Source organism: Salinicoccus jeotgali, assembly GCF_055379195.1.
This window is the reverse complement of record NZ_AP043830.1, coordinates 310,002-328,158: the sequence shown is the minus strand read 5'-3', so window position 1 is coordinate 328,158 and position 18,157 is coordinate 310,002. Positions and strand designations below refer to the sequence as shown.

Here is an 18,157-nt window from a genome sequence, read left to right as displayed (position 1 = left end):
TTCATATAGTAGGAGTGGAGATCAGGTCGACGAGGTTTTAGGATTTAGAATCCGGAATAAAAACGGGCCAGCTCCACTATCCTTATCTGAATCAGGTTCAGTATGTGGGATCTTCGAGATCGAGTATGAGAAAAGGGAATCGATGAGGATACGTGGTCACTTCTGCTTAAAACAAAGGAGGAGAACCAAATGAAAAGTGTCATCGCATTTGATGTCAGTATGGGACACAGCTACATGGTCGTCTATGATGCTTGGCAGCACTGTATATTTGAAGGGGATATCACGCATACCAGATCGGCTTTTGATAATGTCCGGATCCAGATTGAGACGCAACGGAAACAGGATGGCGTCCTGCCTGATATTGTATTTGAAGCCACAGGGGTCTACTCAAAGGCATTGGAACGCTTCATGCAGGCATGCGGGTTCGAGTATGCGCTGCTCAATCCACTGGCGGCCAAGATGCAGAGCCTGTCCATGCGGATGCACAAGACGGACCGGAGTGATGCCCATAAACTCGCCCAGGCCTGTTTTACCCATCCGCCCCGCAACAAGCAGGTTCAAGAAGGGTATTACGAAGAAATGCGCAGCCTCTCCCGCCACTACGCTGAATTGGAGCAGGAGATTGTCCGACTGAGAACCCGGATCCATGCCCTGGTTCAGATGACCTTCCCGGAACTGGAGCAGCTCTTTACCCGAACTTCCGACCTGTATCTTTCCATCCTCCAACTGTTTCCGCATCCGGATCGGGTGACTGTGCTGTCCAGAACGAAAGTGAAGAATATGATCCTCGGCAGCACCGGGAAGCGCCAGTCCCGAAAACGCGCAGAAGAGAAAGCCGATCAGCTGATGTCGGCGGCCGCAGATGCCTATCCGGCACTGTCTACAGATGACGTCCGAATTGAACAGCTCAGAAACTATGCTGCACGCTGTCAGACCCTGCTGGAGCTGAAGCACCGGCTCATCCAGCAAATGGTCGCCATGTCTCAGGAACAGGCGGAATACCATATCCTGAAGAGCTTTCCAGGGATTGCAGACATTACAGCGGTCCGTATCATCGCTGAAGCCGGAGACATCCGCCGGTTCGACACGGCCAATCAGCTGAATGCCTATACCGGCATCGACATCCGCCGCCATCAATCCGGCACCCTTCTGTACAAGGATAAGATCAATCGGCGCGGCAATAAGCATCTAAGGAAAATCCTGTACTACATGATCGAGAATATGATCCGGAACCAGAGGCACGCGGATAACCATCTGGTGGACTACTATCGGAAACTAAAAAAGCAACCCCATGGTAAACACCATAAGGTTGCCTGCATCGCCTGTGTGAACAAGTTTTTGAAGTGCCTCTTCCATCTTGTCACCGTTGGACAGCGATATGATTACGCTGTGGCCACCCACCACTGCGTCAATTCGTAACTCAAGTATACCACAGCCCCTGCTCCGAAAAAACTGAAAAAGCAGGGCCTATTTGGCATGCCGACATCCCTATCCAGCGGGGCGCCCCGCTGGATAGGGATGAAAAATATGGAATATATGCTTGTAATCTATTGACTAATCGTAAGAAAAACGCCCGTAGGCGTAATTATTCTATAAGGCATGGCCTGAGCCACCGTCTATATTGACAGCGTCCCCACTGATGTAGGACGCAAGATCGGAGCAAAGGAATGTAATGACATTCGCTGCTTCCTCGGTCTCTCCTATTCTGCCTAGTGGAATATTATGGCGATCGAGTTTTGAATATTCCTCCCAAGTCAGTTCAGGTGCTTCATTTTGCCATTTCTTTTCTATTTGCGCACTCCTTATGAGGCCAATGCACACTGTATTGACCCGAATGCCATATTTTCCGAGGTCTTTACTCATTGCCTTTGTCATAGCCATCCCCGCGGCACGCGAAACAGTCGTCGGCAATGAAGATGGTGGTGGTGTTTTACCAAGGACAGCCGTCAGATTGAGGATTGCTCCACCCTGCTCCTTCAGATGAGGGAGAGCAGCTTTAGACATTCTCACAGCTGCCAGCAGTTTCAAGTCTAAATCATCTTCCCAGTCTGAGATTGCCACTTCTTCAAATGGTTTCGCAAATGACCCTCCTGCATTATTGACCAATACATCCAACCGTCCATAGCGTTTGACTGTTTCTTCGATGATCCGTTCTGCTGAGTCATTTTCTTTCACATCGGCAACAATGTAATCCACTTCTCCAAATTGTGAAATCTCCTTTTTAGCTTCCTGAAGTCGATCCTCACCTCGAGCAACAAGCATGACTTTTGCTCCAAGTCGAGCCATCTGTTCGGCAGTTTTTCGTCCTATTCCCTGACTACTCCCTGTGATTATAGCGACTTTGCCTTCATAGCCAAAATTCATTCTGCTTTCCCCTCCATTTATTTGCTTAAGTCAACATTGTGATAGATGTTAGACACATCTTCCAGTTCATCCAGTGCTTCGATCAATGTCTCAAATTGTTCCTTTGAAGTTTCTTCCAATGATACTTCGTTTTGTGCAATCATCGTCTGTTCTGCCACTTCATAATCTTCAACCCCCATGCCATCTAGTGATTCCTTCAAATCATGGAAAGCTTGGGGTGGTCCATATACAACCGTGAAGCCGTTCTCTTCCCGCACGTCCTCTACATCGAGATCCCTCTCCATCATCTCCATCATTATGCTTTCCGGGTCGAACCCTTCAAAGACGAAGACCGATTTCGCTTCGAACATATAACTGACTGCACCACTTACCCCCATGTTCCCACCATTTTTTCCAAATGCTGCACGGACATCGGAAGCTGTACGGTTCACATTATTTGTAAGCGCATCGACTATGATCATTGTACCTTCTGGTCCAAAGCCTTCATAGCGGAGTTCATCAAATGCTTCTTCATCATTGCCTTTTGCCTTATCAATCGCCTTATCTACGATGTGCTTTGGTACGGAGTATGTTTTGGCACGATCGAGGACAGCTTTCAGCGCTTGGTTACTCTCAGGATCAGGTTCACCTTTTTTTGCAGCCACATATATTTCTCGCCCGAATTTAGCATTGACGCGGCTGGTATCCTTATCTTTCTGAGCTTTTTTCTCTTTGATGTTATTCCATTTACGCCCCATACTTCATCTTCCTTCATTAAAAATTTTATATTCTATATCTCATTCTATACCATTTATTTTCTATTGTTAATATACCGGTACAGCCTAAGAAGCCTTTTTATGATGATGAGCAGGTTGATGAACAGATTGAATCCCATTTCCCTTGGGCTGTATTTACCGTTCTTCATCCTGTTGAAATCGTAGATTGTGTAGAGTAGATATAACACCAGCCCCACGATCGTGAGCGACAACGTCAAGTAGGGTAAATCAATAAAGAAGTTAACCAGTGTTGTCCCTATTACAACCAGCAATGCGATAAATAAATACTTTCCCCAATGCGTAACATCCCTAAGAAAAAAGTAACCTATAATACCAAAGAAGATGAATACAATTATCCCCAACAAGATGATCCGGTAGAATGTACCGTTTCCAAAGTCATTGATGAAATTTTCAAATACCCCATATGACACAAGTCCTATAAGAACTGCATACAAGTGGCTTATGACTGGCCCACTGCGGTTGAAACCTCGGACGAATAACGAGATCATCAAGATTCCAAAAACGACCGCTGATGCCGTTGGTCGCCATTCCTCCGGCAAATACTGTCCAAAGTACGCACCAATTCCAAAAATTACCCAATAATAGAGAAAATACAGCCAGACCATTCGATTATCTTGTTTTCTTGCCATACTGTCATCCCTCCAAACCAACACGATTCATATACCCTTTAATGGTGAAATTACCCTTTTATTATTACGGGAATATTCTGAATATATTAATGTTATTGAGTTTATATTACAGTTATATTACATTCGACTATTCATTCTGTTAATTTGTTAATATATGATTTGTAATAACGGACAGCGGAGTATGAAGAATAATTACATAACATACAATCACTACATACCTCAGGAGGTCAACACATTCATGAAAAAAGTCATCACAGCCCTTACAGCTACAGCTGCACTATCTACATACGGTCTCGCAGATCAGGTCGAAGCATCGTCCTATACAGTACAAGGCGGAGATACGCTTTGGAAGATCGCCAACCAGAATAATGTGTCAGTGGGTCAACTCAAATCTTGGAATAGCTTATCTTCAGACATGATCTACATTAACCAAAAGCTCACTGTAGAGAGTAGCTCAAGCAACTCTTCAAGTTCAAGTTCAAACTCTTCATCAAGTTCATCAACAAGTACAACCACTTCATCCAGCGGATCATACACTGTAAAGCCTGGCGATACGCTTAGCAAGATTGCATCTGCACATGGCATGAATTACCGTACATTGATGAAAAATAATAATATTTCTTCACATATCATTTATCCGGGTCAGAAACTGAGTGTAGATGGAAGTTCGAAATCTTCTAGCAACTCCAGCAACTCGAGCAGTTCCAACACTTCCAACTCCAACTCAACATCAAGCTCAGACTCGAGTACAAGGTCTACCGGTACATACACTGTAAAATCTGGTGATACGCTAAGTAAAATCGCCAATAAACATGGTACTACATACAGAAAAATCATGAACTTGAACAATTTGTCTTCAACTGTCATCTATGTTGGACAAAAGTTGAGTGTCAGCGGAAGCTCAAGCTCTGTAAGTGAGCCGGATTCCAATGACAACACATCAGTCACTGATAAAGTGTCAGCGCCTGCTCCTTCAGGCACCTCATACGGTACGAACTACTATTACTGGGGCGATTGCACATGGTATGTCTTTGAACGCCGCAAACAGCTCGGAAAACCTGTTGGAAACAATTGGGGGAATGCCTATGACTGGGACAACGGGGCAAGAAGCGAAGGATATAGCGTCAACAATTCTCCTTCAGTCGGCGCGATCATGCAAACAGAAGCATGGACAAACTATGCATGGAGCTTTGGCCATGTGGCCGTAGTGGAACGCATCAATGCAGACGGTTCCGTACTCGTATCCGAAATGAACTTCGGTAGTGGCAAAGGCGTCAAAAACTTCAGGACGATCAGTTCATCACAAGTATCCAGCCATACCTTCATACATTAATAAAAAATGGGACGATCGACTAATCTGAGGTGCTACCTCCTAAGTTTACAGATGAAAGAAAAAATCTGTAGCTTAGGAGGTTTTTTAATGGCCAGACATCGCAGTTTCAAAGAAAAGATGGCAATTATAGAGCATTATTTAACACATGGTGATATGAAGACGACCAGCAGACGATTTGAGGTTAGTAAAACAACCATTCATCGATGGGTGTTAACGCATCAAGAGAAAGGGCCTGAGTCACTGGCAGTCAGAAGACGGCATCATACCTATTCAACCGATTTCAAAGAAAGAGTCATCCTTGAGTATTTAGAGCAGGGCATTGGGTATCTCCCACTCGCAAGGAAATACGATATTGCTTCTGATACTACAGTCAAACAATGGGTCATCGAGTATACTGAAGGTAAAAGATTAAAATCGACCTTTGGGGGTGCGCGCTCTATGACGAAAAGCAGAAAGCCGACATATGAAGAACGATTGGAAATCGCACAGTATCACGCAACCCATGATGTCAGTATCCGTGAGCTCTCAGAACGATTCGATGTCTCCTATCAACAAGCGTATCAATATGTGAAGAAGTACGAGAGAGCGGGGCAATATGGCCTCGAAGACCGACGGGGCCGCCCTAAACCGGAAGCAGCGTTGACTGAAGTCGACAAACTGAAGCGTGAGCTGGAAATCGAACGGAATAAGCTTAAAAAAGTGGAAGTGGAGAATGCATTCTTAAAAAAGTTGGAAGAACTCGAGAGGAGACGCAAGTAAGCCGGGTTCGGGGTCAACGGATTCATGAAGCGATCACAGAACTGCACAGCGCAGGCTACTCCATCTCTGAACTGTGCGCAGTCGCAAACATCAGCCGCCAAGCGTATTATCAGTACCAAAAGCGCCAAAAAACGAAGAATGAAATTGAAAACGAAACAATTGCCGCATGCATCGCGGACTTCTACATCAAGTACCAGGGGGTGCCGGGGTATCGCATGATGCGTCACCTTGTGAACCGTCATTTGAACACGGCCTACAGTCGTAACCGTATCCTGCGCATCATGCGGCTGATGGGCATTCAGTCCGTCACACGGAAGAAGAAGATGGTCCGCACCATGAAATCCGGCGACTTCACGGCAAAGAATGGCCTGGGCCGACAGTTCATCTCGGAATTTAAGAACGAAAAGTGGTTGACCGATGTGACCGAGTTCAAGTTGAAGACTGGCCGGCGGGTCTTCATGTGTGCGATTCTCGATCTGTTTGATAACAGTATCGTCGCTTACCGATTCGGTCTCAGTAATAATAACCGGCTGGTGTTTGATACACTCAAGGCAGCGCTCGCAGCCAATCCAGGCGCCTCCCCCATGATCCACAGTGATCGCGGCTTCCAGTTCACATCATATGGTTTCAGAAAGATTTTAAAGGCGCATGGCATGACGCAAAGCATGTCCCGTGTTGGCAAGTGCATTGATAACGGGCCGATGGAGTCGTTCTTTGGCAAACTGAAATCGGAACGGTACAATCTGGTGCGGAAAGATACTGGATATGGGACGTATCAGCAACTCATAGATGATCTGGATGTCTACATCCATTTTTACAATCACGAACGCCCGCAAGAGGTACTCTACGGCCTTACGCCTGTCGAATTACGCAAGATTGCCGCATAAAAAAACTGAGATTCTAATCGATTAGAATCTCAGCAAAAATTATTTTATTCATCTGTAAACTTTAGTGGTACCAGATCAATCGATCGTCCCATTTTTTTATCATTCCACACTAGGACGATTATGTGATCCAGGCGCCTGGTTATTTATGATCATCTCCACTTGATATATGCGGTTAATCAATGTGTATAGAGGTGCCTGTATAATTTGATAAATGCCCCAAGAGAGCTTGGGTTCAAAATCATGTAGTGCCATAAGGAAATCTTCTCCGCCCGGCAATGCTCTGAATTCAAACCTAGGCGTTTTATTCATCAATCTTTTCGATAGGCTGCCACCCTTTATCCTATAAATTTCCAAACCGTTATAGCTGCCTTGTGCATCATATTCGATTACCAGGATAGGCCGCGCCTTTTTCGGAAGTTGCATGTTAATCGTGCGTCCTTCATAACTGATATTGATGAGTCCATAAAGAATGTTATCAAGCCAATCAAAATAATATTGCCCAACATCTTTGATGTTCCAGCCGCGGGGCATACGCGCCCGTTGTACACTCCTCACACTGTTGTAATCAGTTGTTTTATAGGAGAGGGTCTTGCCGTATCTTTTAATTGGAGTTCGGGTGACCTGCACTTTTGTGCCAAAGGCACCCAAAACTTCAACGATATAAGGGCTACTCACCTCATCTGCTATGAATATTATCTGTTTGACTTCATGCAGTTGCGCGGCTCTGGCGATATTGTCGGCTATCAAAATATAAAAGTCTTCGAAGCGTCCTTGTGTCTGCCGGTTCAACCGCATTATAGGATCTTCGAAAAAGAGCACCGTATCGATTCCCTTCAGTGCTTCTTCCACTTCAGGTAAGATAAACAGATCTTTTTTCAAAAAAGTGATATCCATCTCATTGTTTATTTGATTCGGACTTGAAAACGCAAAAAGATTGAATTCTCCTTTCAATTCTTCATAAAGGTTTTTTCCTATTCTGCCATTGATGCCCATCAGTAAAACATTTTTCACATGACCACACCCTTTGCCCTTATGATTCTTTAGCTGGAGATATTAAATGCCACTTTTTTTATGTGCATACTGAATGCCACTCAGCAATATGATGAGTATCATTCCAATGAAAAGGAAAGGAGTTGTAAAATACGTGGCAAAGATTCCCGATAAATAGGCACCTGCTACAGACCCCAGGGAAAAGAATGAATAGAATATGCCATTGGCTTTCCCCCGCTCATATATTTCCGTATTCTGTCCGATTATCTTATTCATCGAAGGGAAAATCAGGCTAAAGCCAATACCATAGAGGATCATCACAAGATAGATCATCAAAGCTGTAGGGACAACATGAAGAACCATCATGGAAAAGCCTACGATTAGAACCCCAAATGATACAAGTGCCACCGGGCTATAGTTTGTGTATATCCTATTGAGCGGACTCGCAAAAATAATAATGGCCGTGATGCCAAATACACTAAGCATCGCGCCTGTTGATTGGTCCGATAATCCAACCTCAGCAACTTTAAGCGGCAGGCCGAACGCTAGTGAGCCATTTGAAACCATTAAGGTAAATGCAGAGATATAAGCCACTATCAGAGATGGCCTAATGATGATTTCACCGAAGTTCGTAGTATAGTGCTCTTCACGACTCTTCACTGTTGTGCTCTCATTAACAGTTAGTAGAATCAGCAGAATACCAAATACGAATATACCCGACATGACAAGATATACCATCTGGTAGCTGGCTTGGCTGGATATGATGCCACCGAGTGCCGGCCCGAGTACTGCAGCAACCCCTATGGATACTCCAGTCAGCGCCATTGATTTACCAATTGCTGATCTTCGGGAGATATCGGCTACAAGGCTGAATGCAGCGGGTGTCAGTAAACCACTCGAAAAACCATGTATAACCCGTATGACAATGAGAAGTCCTACAGTCGGCACTACGGTATACAATAACAGAATGAAGATCTGCAAGCCCATTCCGAGAAGTAGCATATTCTTTCTCCCGAATTTATCCGAGAAAAATCCGCCAAATATATTGCCCACTATATTAAACAAAGAATATATCGCTACAATGATACCTGCCGTATATTCATCAGCACCAAGTGATAATGCGAATGGGGTGATGATCGGCAGCTGAATGAACAGATCCAAAAAGCAAATGACGATGATGAAATACAAAAACTTATTCATAGAGTGCATCCTTTATCCATATAATCATAACTACCATTATAAACATATTTTCAGTCGCTTGGGGGTTCTATGACTCGTAAATGTTACAGATCATCCAATTCTGGCCGTACAAGCGATATAAGCCGGTAAACTTTTAATTTTACTCTCTTTTTAACTACAGAAAAGCCCTCCAAATTCTCGACTTTTTCAAGTAGATCATTTGAAGGGCGATCATTCATGTGGAATTTTTTTCCGCTATTTATTCAATTTTCTTTCGTAGGCATCGACAATGGCACTAACCGCTCCGTCACCTGTAATATTCGCTGCTGTACCGAAGCTGTCTTGCGCCATATACAGTGCAATCATGAAGGCAACAGCCGCTTCTGTAAAGCCAAGGTTGGTGACCAGTACCCCACTTGCTGCCATAATCGCGCCACCAGGCACACCAGGTGCCGCAATCATGATCACTCCAAGGAGCATTATTGTACCGAGCATTGCGAGAAAACCTGGCAGCTGATATTCAGGCAATACTGACATGACTGCAATTGAACAGCTAACTATTGTTATCGTACTGCCGGAGAGATGAATATTTGCACAAAGCGGGATAACAAAGTCTGCTATCCTTCCCCGCACACCATTCTCTTTAGTCTGCTGCAAGGTAACTGGTATCGTCGCTGCACTGCTCATAGTACCGAGCGCAGTGAAATATGCAGGCATCATCGTTTTAATCATCCTGAAAGGATTCTTGCCGAGTAGTGCACCGGCGATTGTATATTGGATAGTGATCCATATCCAGTGAAGAGCGACTGCCACAAGCAGTACAAGTCCAAATACAGATAATGTGTTGAATACCGTCCCCTGTGAAGCCATTTCTGCAAACACACCAGCAATATAAAACGGTAGAATTGGGATGACAACTTTCTGGATCAGAAACTCAACGATATTCTTGCCTTCCTCAAACCATTTCTCCATCACTTCTGAGCGCGTGAGAGTAATGACTATACCGAAGGCGAAAGCCAACACAAGCGCTGTAAGTATATCCATCAATGGTGCTATTTCGAATGTAAAGAAGGGCTCGAGTCCGGTTGCTTCTTCTGGAACACTGCCGCCATTAGTGATGCGCGGCATCACCATCATTGCCACCATATAGGCAAGAAGTCCTGCACCAAGTGTCGATATGTATGCTGTACCCAAGGTGACCCCGACAACTTTTCCGGATCCTATTCCTATCTTTGAAATTCCATTTGCGATAAAAAAGAGTATGATCAATGGGATCATGAAGAATATGAAGCTCCCAAGGATAGACTTTATCGTGATGAACAACCTGACCAGGAATTCAAGAAAAGCTCCAAAACCACCTGCTTCACCCACCCCATAGTATAGGGCGCCAACACCGATACCGACAACGATGCCGGTTACCAGCTTCAATAACAATTTCACTATAACTCCTCCTATTCAATTGTTGTTCCCCACTATATACTACACCATCTAAGCAAGTTAAAAAAACAATATAATGCATCCACTAATGCTAAAATGTTTTTTCATAGGCTATATACCAGTCCTCTATATTATCATCGAGATGGAGCTTACCTCTGTAATGATAGCCATTACGCTCAAATTGTTTCTGCATCCGTTCATTTTCTAGTGAAGTGTCTGTATGAATGCCTTTGATACCTTGTTGCTCTAGTACCTCTGCTATCGCCTCCATCATCTTCCTCGCGATACCCTGTCCCTGCACTCCGGGATCAACTGCCATACGATGCATTGCTTTCGCTTGTGAAGCTTCCACTTCCCAGGATATTTCTTCATAAGGTTTAGGGTGCTCATCATCCACCACCACAAACCCGGCTATCTCTTCGTCCGATTCATAGACATACAAAGTTCCTGACTCTATATCTCTGTTGAACCGCTGGGCATTGGGGTACTCCGAGCTCCACTGGGTATTCCCTGCAGCAACCATCAGGGGGACCACCGCTTCTTTGATCTCCATAACCCGAGTCAAATCTTTTTTTTCTGCTTGTCTGATCATATTATACCTCCTAATTTTTCCATAATTCATCATTTTCAATTTTTGATATCCACATAGCTCTATTATAGTGTATAATATCTGTAGAATGAATATAGAGGGGTTTTTTAATATGTTTAAATTCGATAAGTACACCGTGCCCTACCATATCACCAATATGATTTTCTACATATTCACACTTGCAGTCATTACTTTAATCTACATCTTTGTATTCTATCCGCCGCTAGAGGATGTTGCTACACAGGAGTTTTTCTCGAATTTCGGCTTACGTGAATTTGGAGGCACTCTATTTTTCCTATTGCTCATCATCACACCCTTGCTAGTGCTTTACGGGGCGATATATCATTTGTACAAAATCATTACATTCAACAAGACCAATCAAACTGTATCTGAATAAAGAAAGCGCCCATCAGGGCGCTTTTTATTCTTATCGATTATCTATTTTTTCTGGGTACATATCGTGGTGCATCATGCGGTAGTCAGCCATCTCTTCATACTTGGTTCCTGCACGGCCATAGTTACAGTATGGATCGATCGAGATCCCTCCCCGCGGGGTGAACTTGCCCCACACTTCTATATATTTCGGATTCATAAGTTCAACAAGATCATCCATAATCAGATTCATGCTGCTCTCGTGGAAGCCGCCGTGGTTCCTGTAACTGAACAGGTACAATTTCAATGATTTGCTTTCAACCATTCTCACATCTGGTATATAACTGATATAGACAGTCGCAAAGTCAGGTTGATTCGTGATGGGACAAAGCGTGGTGAATTCAGGACAATTGAATTTTACAAAGTAGTCCCGGTCGGGATACTTGTTATCGAACGTCTCCAAAAGTTTAGGGTTATAATCAAAGTCGTATTTCACTTCCTGATTCCCCAAGAGGCTCAAATCTTTAGTGTTTTCATTATGCATTGTAATACTCCTTTTTGCATGCAGCCATCTGCTGTATGCCTCAGTTTTTTATAGAGGGTAGCGCTAAGAACCTCTCCATTTCGTTATACACCCTGCTTATTGCTCCAAAGTAATGTGTGCAGCTGTGGAAGTACTTTGGCATCATTCATCCTCTGGTCTTTCATAGTCATATCTACTAGATTGTTATAACGCTCGAGCAATTTGCTGGTATGATCTGCAACATTATCTCCAAGGAATGGGTTGCCTACTTGCAGGTAGAATGCAACGTCAGGATATTTCTCGTGAATATGTGCAGCATACTCAAAATCTTGTTCATCAAAGACCACCACTTTGAAATTATAGCAGGCGCCTCCAGCATTCAACCCAGCCATTACCTTCTCCAATTTTTCGTAATCTGTAACCATGCCGGAACTTGGTGGTTTTGGGCTGATGGTGACATCGTCAATATCTTTCATCCACTCCTGGAAAACGGTACCTTGTGTTTCTACAGCCATCTGAATATTTCTTTCTTTGGCAAGTTCCACAAAGCCGGCCATGTTTTTCAGCAGAGCGGGGTTCCCACCGGAAATAGTAACGTGGCTATAATTGTTTGGCGCAAGGCCATCTAGTTCTTCTAAAATTTCTTCTCCTGTCATCATTCGAATACGATCATTTTGAGACCCGTCCCAAGTAAATGCCGAATCGCACCAGCTGCAGCTGTAGTCACACCCTGCTGTTCTGACGAACATGGTCTTCTGTCCGATTACAGCACCTTCCCCTTGGAATGTCGGGCCAAAAATTTCCAGTACTGGGACTTTCATCATCGCATCTCCTTTTTAGGGCGGTATACGACATAACTTGTTGGTGTCTCCCTCAGAATAACTTGTAGACACACCGGATTGTTATTCAATCCGGATATATATTCCGTCACCATTTCATATATCGTTTTAGCCACCGTTTCTGAAGTTGGGGGTACATCCCTAAAACGCTCATGGTCATTAAGGAGCGTGTGATCAAATGCACCACTTATCAGTGATTTGAGCTCCCCGAAATTAACCAGAAAGCCCAGATCATCCAGTTCGTTTCCTGCAATTGTAATATTCACATGATACGTATGGCCATGCACATTACTGCATTTCCCTGCCCGCTCATCAGGAATATAGTGGGCAGCAGAAAAATTGAAGTCTTTATTTAGTTCAAATGTATAGTCATGCATCGGAGTATTGTAGTTCATCATCTCAATCCCTTTCGTTCAAGTAGGCATTTAACCCTTCATTTCTAAGCCTGCAGGCTGGGCATTCTCCGCATCCATCGCCGATGACCCCTTCGTAGCAAGTCAATGTCTTTTCCCGTACATATTCCAACTTGCCATAGTCATCTGCCATAGCCCATGTTTCCTTCTTATCGAGCCACATGAGCGGTGTTTCTATGACGAAGTTGCTATCCATGGCCAGGTTCGCCGTTACATTCATCGATTTTACAAAAATATCCCGGCAGTCAGGGTAGCCGCTGTAATCTGTTTCACAAACACCCGTGATGACTGTACCGGCGCCTATCTGATAACCTAGCGCCGTCGCGAAGGATAAAAACAGCATGTTCCTGGCTGGAACGAACGTATTCGGCATCTCTTCGTCTGCTTCTTTCGTAATCTCCATATCATGTGCCGTCAAGGCATTAGGACTCAACTGGCCAAGCAATGACATATCCAATATATGATGTTTAAGCCCTTGTTCCTCCGCTATACTTTTTGCCACTTCGATCTCTTTGCTGTGACGTTGCCCATAATTGAAAGTGACTAACTCTACTTCATCGTAATGGGCCATTGCATGAAACATGCAAGTTGTACTGTCCTGACCTCCCGAGAAAACAACAAGTGCCTTTTTCCTATTCATAGCCATCTACCTCTCATCACTAAATATCCAATTATATGATTTTATCAATTTTTATAAGCAATTTCCACTATCCAATCTATCGAATCATGTCCAAGATGTTAATTCTCTGCTCCTATCATACTGCCACTTTCATGAATATCCATTTTTATAAGGGAGACTTTAAAATCAGGCGGGTTATTGGTATAATGAAGTATTGCATGAACAGTTCATGCAACTATCAGGTATATCCTGCAAATATAATTGATAGGTGGAAAAGACAATGAAATATCAAGTATTACTGTATTACTATTATGTTGACATCGAGGACCCGGAAGCATTCGCTTCAGAACATCTTGAACTATGTAGAAGCATGGATCTTAAAGGCCGCATACTTGTAGCCCAAGAAGGCATCAACGGTACTGTGTCCGGCACAGTGGAGGATACTGAAAAGTATATGGCATATATGAAGGAGCACCCACTCTTTGAAAGAATCACCTTCAAAATTGATGAGGAAGAAGGTCATGCCTTCAAGAAAATGCATGTACGCCCGAGACCTGAGCTCGTCAATCTGAGTCTGGAAGATGATATCAATCCACGTGAGATGACGGGTGAATATGTGGCACCTGCAGAGTTTCTTGAGCAGATGCAGGATGAGGACACAATCGTGCTCGACGCCAGGAATACCTACGAATATGATGTTGGTCATTTCCGCGGCGCCATACGTCCGGAAGTTGAAACATTCCGCGACTTACCTGACTGGGTAAGAGAAAACCGTGATATGCTTGAAGGCAAACGCATACTGACATATTGCACCGGGGGCATACGCTGCGAGAAATTCTCTGGATGGTTGAAACGTGAGGGTTTTGAAGATGTCGGTCAACTCCATGGAGGCATCGCTACCTACGGAAAAGATCCTGTCGCAAAAGGTCAAAACTGGGACGGTATGATGTATGTCTTCGATGAAAGATTGACAGTTCCAGTCAACCAGGTGGAGCATAACATCGTGGGGCGCGACCATTTCGACGGCACGCCTTGTGAGCGCTATATCAACTGTGCCAATCCGGATTGCAACGACCAGATTCTTGCATCGGAAGAAAACGAGGCGAAACATCTCGGTGGCTGTTCATTGGAATGCAGTAAGCACTCAAGAAATAGATATATTATAGAAAATGACCTTTCACCCGAGTATGTTGAAGCACAAATCAAGAAGCTTGAAGAAGAAGCCTATGCCAAATAGATAAATGAAAAGTGCCCTTCATCCTATACCAGGATGGAGGGCACTGTTTCTATAATCTTACTATGACGCGTCCTCTCACTTTTCCATTTAAAATATCTCGCAACGTATCAGGCAACTCTTCAAGCGTCACCTCATGCGCGATATGTGTGCCAAGAGCTGCTGGCTTCATGTCACCAGCCAACCTTTCCCACACTTCTAAACGTTTTTCCATCGGGTACTTCACCGAATCGATGCCTAGCCAGTTTATTCCCCGGGAAATAAATGGGAGTACTGTAGTCTCAACCTCGACACCTCCTGCAAGCCCACATGTCGCAACAGAACCACCATAGTCCAAACTGCTTAATATATACTGGAGCGTTTTGCCCCCCACTGGGTCGATGGCCGCCCTCCATCTTCTTTTACGTGTAGATTTTCCGTCTGTATCAGTCACCTCATCCCTATGGATGACCTTCCGGGCACCGAGAGACTTCAAATATTCCGCTTCTTCTGTACGCCCTGTACTTGCAACTACGTCATATCCTTTGCCTGCAAGCATATTGATGGCGATACTACCGACACCACCACTGGCACCATCCACCAGTACTTCACCATCTCCTGGTTCAAGCCCGTTATCTTCAAGCCTCTGGATCGATAATGCTGCAGTAAAACCGGCAGTCCCGATTTCCATTGCTTCTTTTTTAGTCAATCCTTCAGGAAGCGGCACCACCCAATCAGCGGGTATGCGTGCAACTTCACTGAATCCACCACTGTGGCGTGTGCCGATATAATAGCTTGTCGCAATCACTTCGTCCCCTTCTTTGAATCGATCATCCTCTGAAGAGATAACGGTGCCTGCGAGATCTATGCCGGGTATGATCGGGAAGGTTTCAGCTATAGCGCCTGTCACACCCACCATACCATCTTTATAGTTGACGCTTGAATAGGCTACCCGGATGACTACTTCTCCTTCTGATAAATCTTCCATGCCTAACTCTTTAATGTTCATTTCCATTTTATCGTCTTGTTTATCTGCAACAAGTGCCTTGAATCTTTCCATATGTAATCCTCCTTATTGGACGGTGTAGTTTTTTTAAGTTCCAATACATATATACCCGTTTACTTCGGCGTCATGTATAGTTATTTCATCAGCCCGTCTTTTTTTATGATCCTTTTCACTTTAGCTTCATTTCCATAGTGTCGCCTTGTCATTTTTCTTGCTTCTGTCTGACTCCTTGCTCCAACTTCTTCGACAAATGTCTGCTGGCCCATCTCTATAGTGACGATAAAACATTTCGTTCCACAGCGCATACTTATCTCCTCCACGTAAGTCTATCTGCTTGTACATATCATATATACATAATATTATATTGGAATGTGAACATAGACTGAAGCAATTTGTTCCAATACATAATCAGGAGGCTGACCATGACGAACGACGCCAATTATGAATACCTTTCTGAAAACCCGGATGTTAAAACGCTCCCGATAATGCTGTCGCTCATCATAGGTGCTTTTTTTGCCATACTAAATGAAACGCTGCTTAACATCGCGTTTACGACCCTTATGGAAGAATTCAATATCACTCTACCCACTGTCCAATGGATGGCTACAGGCTTCATGCTCGTCATGGGTGTGGTGATCCCAATCTCTGCACTGGTGATACAGTGGTTCTCCACCCGCCAACTGTTCTTGGGGACTATGATCATATTCACCGTAGGAACGCTGATAGCAGCTTCTGCACCTGTATTTAGCATCCTTCTACTTGGACGATTTATTCAGGCAATAGGTACCGGGATGTTGATCCCGATACTCTTCAATGTATTCCTGCTCATCTATCCGCCCCATCGCAGAGGGAAAATTATGGGAATCATCGGTCTCGTAATCATGTTTGCACCCGCAATCGGTCCGACGCTATCAGGCATCATTGTAGAATACCTTGGTTGGAGATTCTTGTTCATCTCCGTTATACCCTTCACTTTATTCTCAATAGCATTTGCTTATTTCTTCTTGATTAATGTTTCAGAAGTCACAAAGCCTAAAATTGATTTGCTTTCCATCCTTTTCTCTACAGTCGGGTTCGGAGCGACGATCTATGGCTTCAGTTCCGCTGGACAGAGTGAAGCCGGATTTTTGAACCCTGAAGTGGTCGGGACCATATTGATCGGTTTTCTCGGAATCGCCCTCTTCGCATGGCGCCAGTTCAAATTGGATGATCCGATCATGGATCTGAGAGTCTTCAAATATCCCATGTTCCGTCAAGCTGCTTTCATGTTCCTGATCATCATCATGACGATGTTTGCGTCAGAAATTATACTTCCGATCTACATGCAGGGCCCGCTTGCGCTAAGTGCAGCGACTGCAGGAGTGTTACTGCTGCCAGGCAGCCTGTTGAATGGTGCCCTATCCCCATTCATGGGTAGTCTGTTCGATAAGTTCGGCCCCCGGCCGTTGATGATACCTGCATCCATCATACTCGCTGTGACAATGTTCACGATGAGTCGACTGGATGTGGACAGTTCAATCTGGACGATCATCGTCAGTTTCATTCTGCTGATGGTGTCGGTTTCTGCAATCATGATGCCAGTCGAGACAAATGGTCTGAACCAATTGCCTAAGGATTTATACCCTCATGGTACAGCTGTCATCTCAACATTGCAGCCGCTGGCCGGCGCCATTGGAGTATCTGTATTCATCAGTATATTGAATGCCAGACAAGCTGCCTACCTCAATGCTTCAGAACGACCTGATGACCCTGAGATTATTGACCAGGCGATGGTTGCCGGAGTAGAACTCGTTTATTTCATCGCCTTCCTTTTCTCACTTGTCGCCGTATTCCTTGCACTCCGCGTCTACCGGGGATCCCCTGATGATTTTGATCATATATGACTCTATAAAAATAAGCGCCTTTACAGGCGCTTATTTTTACGATTCGATTTCTTTGACCCTACCTACAGTCCCATCTTCAAGCTTTACTTTAATACCATGGTGGTGGTTTGGAGAATTGGTCAAAATCCTCGCTACTTTTCCCTCAGTCAATTGTCCAGACTTCTGATGATGTTTCTGCACCACTTTAACTGTGCTGCCTATATTGATATCTACTCTATTTGTTCCATCCATATTATAATGCTCCTTTTCTATTGTTTCGTCTGTCCTCTATTATACTCATATTTCTACAGGAGCTAGTCAGTGATTACTGCTTCTGCATTTTTATACCCCTACATACGTTCTTGAT

The 18,157-nt window shown here is 44.2% G+C and carries 21 protein-coding genes; 7 read left to right on the top strand and 14 right to left on the bottom strand.

Annotated features, from left to right (window positions below):
- Positions 1-189: 189 nt before the first annotated feature.
- Positions 190-1,419: an IS110 family RNA-guided transposase gene (locus tag ACZ43I_RS01650; protein ID WP_344703124.1), complete on the top strand. Its 1,230-nt coding sequence runs from the start codon at positions 190-192 to the stop codon at positions 1,417-1,419.
- 171 nt (positions 1,420-1,590) lie between these two features.
- Here the strand turns inward: ACZ43I_RS01650 and ACZ43I_RS01645 are convergent, their stop codons facing one another.
- The 3 genes from ACZ43I_RS01645 to ACZ43I_RS01635 are packed head-to-tail and all read right to left on the bottom strand — an operon-like array spanning position 1,591 to position 3,769.
- Positions 1,591-2,364, bottom strand: a complete 774-nt coding sequence (locus tag ACZ43I_RS01645; protein WP_344703362.1) for an SDR family NAD(P)-dependent oxidoreductase — start codon at positions 2,362-2,364, stop codon at positions 1,591-1,593.
- A gap of 17 nt (positions 2,365-2,381) precedes the next feature.
- Entirely contained in the window at positions 2,382-3,101 is a 720-nt protein-coding gene (locus tag ACZ43I_RS01640; RefSeq protein ID WP_344703361.1) for a YebC/PmpR family DNA-binding transcriptional regulator, read from the bottom strand.
- Between the two features lie 53 nt (positions 3,102-3,154).
- Complete coding sequence (locus ACZ43I_RS01635) at positions 3,155-3,769, bottom strand: Bax inhibitor-1/YccA family protein (RefSeq protein ID WP_344703359.1); 615 nt, start codon at positions 3,767-3,769, stop codon at positions 3,155-3,157.
- 238 nt (positions 3,770-4,007) lie between these two features.
- Here ACZ43I_RS01635 and ACZ43I_RS01630 point away from each other — a divergent pair, with 238 nt between their 5' ends.
- The 3 genes from ACZ43I_RS01630 (at position 4,008) to ACZ43I_RS01620 (ending at position 6,748) form a co-directional block, all read left to right on the top strand.
- The gene (locus ACZ43I_RS01630) at positions 4,008-5,102 is read left to right on the top strand and encodes a LysM peptidoglycan-binding domain-containing protein (RefSeq protein ID WP_344703357.1); all 1,095 of its coding nucleotides are present in this window, start codon (positions 4,008-4,010) and stop codon (positions 5,100-5,102) included.
- A gap of 87 nt (positions 5,103-5,189) precedes the next feature.
- Positions 5,190-5,861, top strand: a complete 672-nt coding sequence (locus ACZ43I_RS01625; protein WP_344703355.1) for a transposase — start codon at positions 5,190-5,192, stop codon at positions 5,859-5,861.
- Positions 5,819-6,748, top strand: coding sequence for an IS3 family transposase (locus tag ACZ43I_RS01620; protein WP_344703364.1), 930 nt, complete (start codon positions 5,819-5,821; stop codon positions 6,746-6,748). The genes ACZ43I_RS01625 and ACZ43I_RS01620 overlap by 43 nt, the downstream gene beginning before the upstream one ends.
- Before the next feature lie 99 nt (positions 6,749-6,847).
- On the opposite strand, the gene ACZ43I_RS01615 is transcribed toward ACZ43I_RS01620, so the two are convergent.
- The 4 genes from ACZ43I_RS01615 to ACZ43I_RS01600 form a co-directional block, all read right to left on the bottom strand.
- Positions 6,848-7,759, bottom strand: a complete 912-nt coding sequence (locus ACZ43I_RS01615) for a Rossmann-fold NAD(P)-binding domain-containing protein (RefSeq protein ID WP_344703353.1) — start codon at positions 7,757-7,759, stop codon at positions 6,848-6,850.
- Positions 7,760-7,801: 42 nt separating this feature from the next.
- Positions 7,802-8,938 (bottom strand): MFS transporter, encoded by a 1,137-nt coding sequence (locus ACZ43I_RS01610; RefSeq protein ID WP_344703351.1) that lies wholly within the window; start codon positions 8,936-8,938, stop codon positions 7,802-7,804.
- 234 nt (positions 8,939-9,172) lie between these two features.
- Positions 9,173-10,357, bottom strand: coding sequence for a dicarboxylate/amino acid:cation symporter (locus ACZ43I_RS01605; protein WP_344703349.1), 1,185 nt, complete (start codon positions 10,355-10,357; stop codon positions 9,173-9,175).
- An 88-nt stretch (positions 10,358-10,445) separates the two neighbouring features.
- Positions 10,446-10,946, bottom strand: coding sequence for a GNAT family N-acetyltransferase (locus ACZ43I_RS01600; protein WP_344703347.1), 501 nt, complete (start codon positions 10,944-10,946; stop codon positions 10,446-10,448).
- 109 nt (positions 10,947-11,055) lie between these two features.
- Between ACZ43I_RS01600 and ACZ43I_RS01595 the strand changes: the two genes are divergently transcribed.
- A complete protein-coding gene (locus ACZ43I_RS01595; RefSeq protein WP_344703345.1) occupies positions 11,056-11,340 on the top strand; it encodes a hypothetical protein in 285 nt (94 codons plus the stop codon).
- 30 nt (positions 11,341-11,370) lie between these two features.
- Here ACZ43I_RS01595 and queF read toward each other — a convergent pair whose 3' ends face one another.
- The 4 genes from queF to queC all read right to left on the bottom strand — a co-directional run bounded on the left by queF (position 11,371) and on the right by queC (position 13,730).
- A complete protein-coding gene (gene queF / locus ACZ43I_RS01590) occupies positions 11,371-11,859 on the bottom strand; it encodes a preQ(1) synthase (RefSeq protein ID WP_344703343.1) in 489 nt (162 codons plus the stop codon).
- Between the two features lie 83 nt (positions 11,860-11,942).
- Positions 11,943-12,662, bottom strand: a complete 720-nt coding sequence (gene queE, locus ACZ43I_RS01585; protein ID WP_344703341.1) for a 7-carboxy-7-deazaguanine synthase QueE — start codon at positions 12,660-12,662, stop codon at positions 11,943-11,945.
- Entirely contained in the window at positions 12,659-13,075 is a 417-nt protein-coding gene (gene queD, locus ACZ43I_RS01580) for a 6-carboxytetrahydropterin synthase QueD (protein ID WP_344703339.1), read from the bottom strand. The genes queE and queD overlap by 4 nt, the downstream gene beginning before the upstream one ends.
- A 1-nt stretch (position 13,076) precedes the next feature.
- Positions 13,077-13,730, bottom strand: coding sequence for a 7-cyano-7-deazaguanine synthase QueC (queC, locus tag ACZ43I_RS01575; protein WP_425568394.1), 654 nt, complete (start codon positions 13,728-13,730; stop codon positions 13,077-13,079).
- A gap of 259 nt (positions 13,731-13,989) precedes the next feature.
- Between queC and trhO the strand changes: the two genes are divergently transcribed.
- On the top strand, positions 13,990-14,946 hold the full coding sequence (trhO, locus tag ACZ43I_RS01570; RefSeq protein WP_344703335.1) for an oxygen-dependent tRNA uridine(34) hydroxylase TrhO: 957 nt from the start codon (positions 13,990-13,992) through the stop codon (positions 14,944-14,946).
- 49 nt (positions 14,947-14,995) lie between these two features.
- Here the strand turns inward: trhO and ACZ43I_RS01565 are convergent, their stop codons facing one another.
- Both ACZ43I_RS01565 and ACZ43I_RS01560 read right to left on the bottom strand, forming a co-directional pair.
- On the bottom strand, positions 14,996-15,982 hold the full coding sequence (locus tag ACZ43I_RS01565; RefSeq protein WP_344703333.1) for an acrylyl-CoA reductase family protein: 987 nt from the start codon (positions 15,980-15,982) through the stop codon (positions 14,996-14,998).
- Between the two features lie 80 nt (positions 15,983-16,062).
- A complete protein-coding gene (locus ACZ43I_RS01560; RefSeq protein ID WP_344703331.1) occupies positions 16,063-16,233 on the bottom strand; it encodes a hypothetical protein in 171 nt (56 codons plus the stop codon).
- A 117-nt stretch (positions 16,234-16,350) separates the two neighbouring features.
- Between ACZ43I_RS01560 and ACZ43I_RS01555 the strand changes: the two genes are divergently transcribed.
- On the top strand, positions 16,351-17,811 hold the full coding sequence (locus ACZ43I_RS01555) for an MDR family MFS transporter (protein WP_344703329.1): 1,461 nt from the start codon (positions 16,351-16,353) through the stop codon (positions 17,809-17,811).
- Positions 17,812-17,847: 36 nt separating this feature from the next.
- On the opposite strand, the gene ACZ43I_RS01550 is transcribed toward ACZ43I_RS01555, so the two are convergent.
- Positions 17,848-18,042, bottom strand: a complete 195-nt coding sequence (locus ACZ43I_RS01550) for a YwbE family protein (RefSeq protein WP_344703326.1) — start codon at positions 18,040-18,042, stop codon at positions 17,848-17,850.
- Positions 18,043-18,157 lie beyond the last annotated feature (115 nt).

Bases quoted from the DNA above. Each gene is read 5' to 3' on its own strand.
- ACZ43I_RS01635 (WP_344703359.1), bottom strand. From the start codon at position 3,769: ATGGCAAGAAAACAAGATAATCGAATGGTCTGGCTGTATTTTCTCTAT.
- queF (WP_344703343.1), bottom strand. From the start codon at position 11,859: ATGCATAATGAAAACACTAAAGATTTGAGCCTCTTGGGGAATCAGGAA.
- ACZ43I_RS01630 (WP_344703357.1), top strand. From the start codon at position 4,008: ATGAAAAAAGTCATCACAGCCCTTACAGCTACAGCTGCACTATCTACA.
- ACZ43I_RS01645 (WP_344703362.1), bottom strand. From the start codon at position 2,364: ATGAATTTTGGCTATGAAGGCAAAGTCGCTATAATCACAGGGAGTAGT.
- ACZ43I_RS01610 (WP_344703351.1), bottom strand. From the start codon at position 8,938: ATGAATAAGTTTTTGTATTTCATCATCGTCATTTGCTTTTTGGATCTG.
- ACZ43I_RS01550 (WP_344703326.1), bottom strand. From the start codon at position 18,042: ATGGATGGAACAAATAGAGTAGATATCAATATAGGCAGCACAGTTAAA.
- queE (WP_344703341.1), bottom strand. From the start codon at position 12,662: ATGATGAAAGTCCCAGTACTGGAAATTTTTGGCCCGACATTCCAAGGG.
- ACZ43I_RS01555 (WP_344703329.1), top strand. From the start codon at position 16,351: ATGACGAACGACGCCAATTATGAATACCTTTCTGAAAACCCGGATGTT.
- queC (WP_425568394.1), bottom strand. From the start codon at position 13,730: ATGAATAGGAAAAAGGCACTTGTTGTTTTCTCGGGAGGTCAGGACAGT.
- ACZ43I_RS01640 (WP_344703361.1), bottom strand. From the start codon at position 3,101: ATGGGGCGTAAATGGAATAACATCAAAGAGAAAAAAGCTCAGAAAGAT.
- trhO (WP_344703335.1), top strand. From the start codon at position 13,990: ATGAAATATCAAGTATTACTGTATTACTATTATGTTGACATCGAGGAC.
- queD (WP_344703339.1), bottom strand. From the start codon at position 13,075: ATGATGAACTACAATACTCCGATGCATGACTATACATTTGAACTAAAT.
- ACZ43I_RS01595 (WP_344703345.1), top strand. From the start codon at position 11,056: ATGTTTAAATTCGATAAGTACACCGTGCCCTACCATATCACCAATATG.
- ACZ43I_RS01600 (WP_344703347.1), bottom strand. From the start codon at position 10,946: ATGATCAGACAAGCAGAAAAAAAAGATTTGACTCGGGTTATGGAGATC.
- ACZ43I_RS01650 (WP_344703124.1), top strand. From the start codon at position 190: ATGAAAAGTGTCATCGCATTTGATGTCAGTATGGGACACAGCTACATG.
- ACZ43I_RS01625 (WP_344703355.1), top strand. From the start codon at position 5,190: ATGGCCAGACATCGCAGTTTCAAAGAAAAGATGGCAATTATAGAGCAT.
- ACZ43I_RS01565 (WP_344703333.1), bottom strand. From the start codon at position 15,982: ATGGAAAGATTCAAGGCACTTGTTGCAGATAAACAAGACGATAAAATG.
- ACZ43I_RS01560 (WP_344703331.1), bottom strand. From the start codon at position 16,233: ATGCGCTGTGGAACGAAATGTTTTATCGTCACTATAGAGATGGGCCAG.